The organism is Acinetobacter sp. UBA2063 (genome assembly GCF_002333245.1).
Classification (GTDB): Bacteria; Pseudomonadota; Gammaproteobacteria; order Pseudomonadales; family Moraxellaceae; genus Acinetobacter; species Acinetobacter parvus.
This window is the reverse complement of record NZ_DDAH01000157.1, coordinates 24,318-26,172: the sequence shown is the minus strand read 5'-3', so window position 1 is coordinate 26,172 and position 1,855 is coordinate 24,318. Positions and strand designations below refer to the sequence as shown.

The 1,855-nt window shown below is 38.0% G+C and carries 3 protein-coding genes; 2 read left to right on the top strand and 1 reads right to left on the bottom strand.

From position 1 onward, the window contains the following. Positions 1 to 272 precede the first annotated feature (272 nt). Positions 273 to 701, bottom strand: coding sequence for a nuclear transport factor 2 family protein (locus tag B4H32_RS07235; protein WP_004680721.1), 429 nt, complete (start codon positions 699 to 701; stop codon positions 273 to 275). Positions 702 to 774: 73 nt separating this feature from the next. On the opposite strand from B4H32_RS07235, the gene B4H32_RS07230 reads away from it, so the two are divergent. Next, the gene (locus B4H32_RS07230; protein ID WP_004680722.1) at positions 775 to 1,137 is read left to right on the top strand and encodes a MerR family transcriptional regulator; all 363 of its coding nucleotides are present in this window, start codon (positions 775 to 777) and stop codon (positions 1,135 to 1,137) included. Between the two features lie 10 nt (positions 1,138 to 1,147). Then, positions 1,148 to 1,843: a hypothetical protein gene (locus tag B4H32_RS07225; RefSeq protein WP_004680723.1), complete on the top strand. Its 696-nt coding sequence runs from the start codon at positions 1,148 to 1,150 to the stop codon at positions 1,841 to 1,843. Positions 1,844 to 1,855 lie beyond the last annotated feature (12 nt).

Genomic DNA, 1,855 nt, shown 5'->3' with positions numbered 1-1,855 from the left:
ACAATAAAGGCAGATCGTTTTAGAAAGTTCATCGTTTGCTCCAAATATCTCTCATCCATAAGAAAATAGTGAGTTAAATAAAAGCACCTATGAATAGGCTACAACAAAGCGCTGTTTTATTCAGTATGGCTCAGATAAACGGTGACCATGATTAAAAATTTGAACCAAAGATAAAATCCATATCTGCAATGGGACATGTTTGATCTTTGTAAATATGGGTATATTTGCTTGATAAAATCCTCGCTTTAACGAGGACTTTACACAGAAATATATTAACTTGAGGTTAAAGCTAAAGCTTTGATTCTTACATGGTCAAGACTTGGGAGGTCTGGATCAGCATATATGTGTACCGAACTAATAAGCTGATCCCTAAACTCAAAAATATTACAAAATAAACCCTGTGAGACTTTTCCATCAGGAAATGGAGTGCCATCAGCCATTTCGCCCCACTCCCGACCTTCAACTACGACTTTTTCACCTGCATCTAAAAATACAAGATTTTCTATGTCATGTTGTAACTGGTTAAGCATTTTTGTCATTCGCTCAGCAAAGAGTATCATCGCTTCTTTACCATAATGACGCCCAAACTTTGGGAAAAGTAACTCCACATCTTCCGTATAAAGGTCTAATATTCTTGAATCTCTGTTATCAATATATTGGAAATATCTTCTGATTACAGCTTTCTTTTGCTCAAAATTCATAATGATCTCGACTTGTTGATTTTGAGTTAAAAATATAAACTATGACAGCACTGTTAAGGTCAAGAGAAATTTAATGAATCTTGCTAAAGTTGCTGAACTCACAAAGGTGAGTCCTCGCATGTTACGTTATTATGAAGAATTAGGATTAATTATACCCAAACGGGCAGCGAATCATTACAGAGAGTATACTCAAGAAAATATTAATAATATCAACAAAATAAAAATATTAAATGATGCAGGAATGAATCTTAAAGATATTAAACTATTACTACCTTGTTTTGACTTAGGTAAACAAAAGTTCACATTATGTCCAGTCGCACAGGCAAAAATAGAACAAGAGCTTGAGCAAGTCAGTGAACAATTAACCAAACTACAGCGCTCACATCATCTATTAAAATCCTTTTTAGATCATGGTACAGTGGAAGCGACGACTTAGGAACAATGATATGAAAGGAATAATAACAACGTCTTTTTTAGTTGCGCTATCGACTTTAATCTTCACAGGCTGTGCCACCAGAACCCTGATCACGAAAGATGGTAAAACCTATAATCGAACCACTAGAGTCACTTTGGTTGAAGACAATGTGGTGGCTTTCGGACGGCCTGCACAGGCAGCTTTGAATTTACCCAGAGACAGTATTGTGATTGCAGGGCAAAAGAATAGCTATATCCTCACACAGGGCGGCTCCCAGTTTCTGACCTTGATTAGCAAGCTTGATCCTAAAAATATTCAGATCACACGCGACCTCAGTTTCTATTCTGAAAAGAACGATGGCAATTTTTCGGGCACCTTGCCTCTTTCCTATGTAAAACTTAAAGAGGATTTAAGCAAAAAAGATCTGGAGTTTTTTATTGAAAATGGCGCCAAGGAATGTTCTTCCTCCAGTGATGAACGCATGCAGGCTCAACGCTTCTGCTTCGATATTAAGCTGGCGGGTGTAGTCTACCCTGCCGCAAACAACCTCACCTCATTAAAAGCCTTAAGCAAGCCTTATCAGGTCACCATTTATACCCAGAAAGAGGAAAGCTACACATCCAAATCAGGCATGAACCCTTTCGAAAAACTGGTGCTGCTGCCATTTGCCTTGGCAATTGATGTGGTGAGTCTACCTTTCCAAGCCGCAGAAAAGATCTTTGATTAAGCTTAAGCTCGC

Coding starts and splice junctions, on each gene's coding strand:
- B4H32_RS07235 (WP_004680721.1), bottom strand. CDS start 701: ATGAATTTTGAGCAAAAGAAAGCTGTAATCAGAAGATATTTCCAATAT.
- B4H32_RS07230 (WP_004680722.1), top strand. CDS start 775: ATGAATCTTGCTAAAGTTGCTGAACTCACAAAGGTGAGTCCTCGCATG.
- B4H32_RS07225 (WP_004680723.1), top strand. CDS start 1,148: ATGAAAGGAATAATAACAACGTCTTTTTTAGTTGCGCTATCGACTTTA.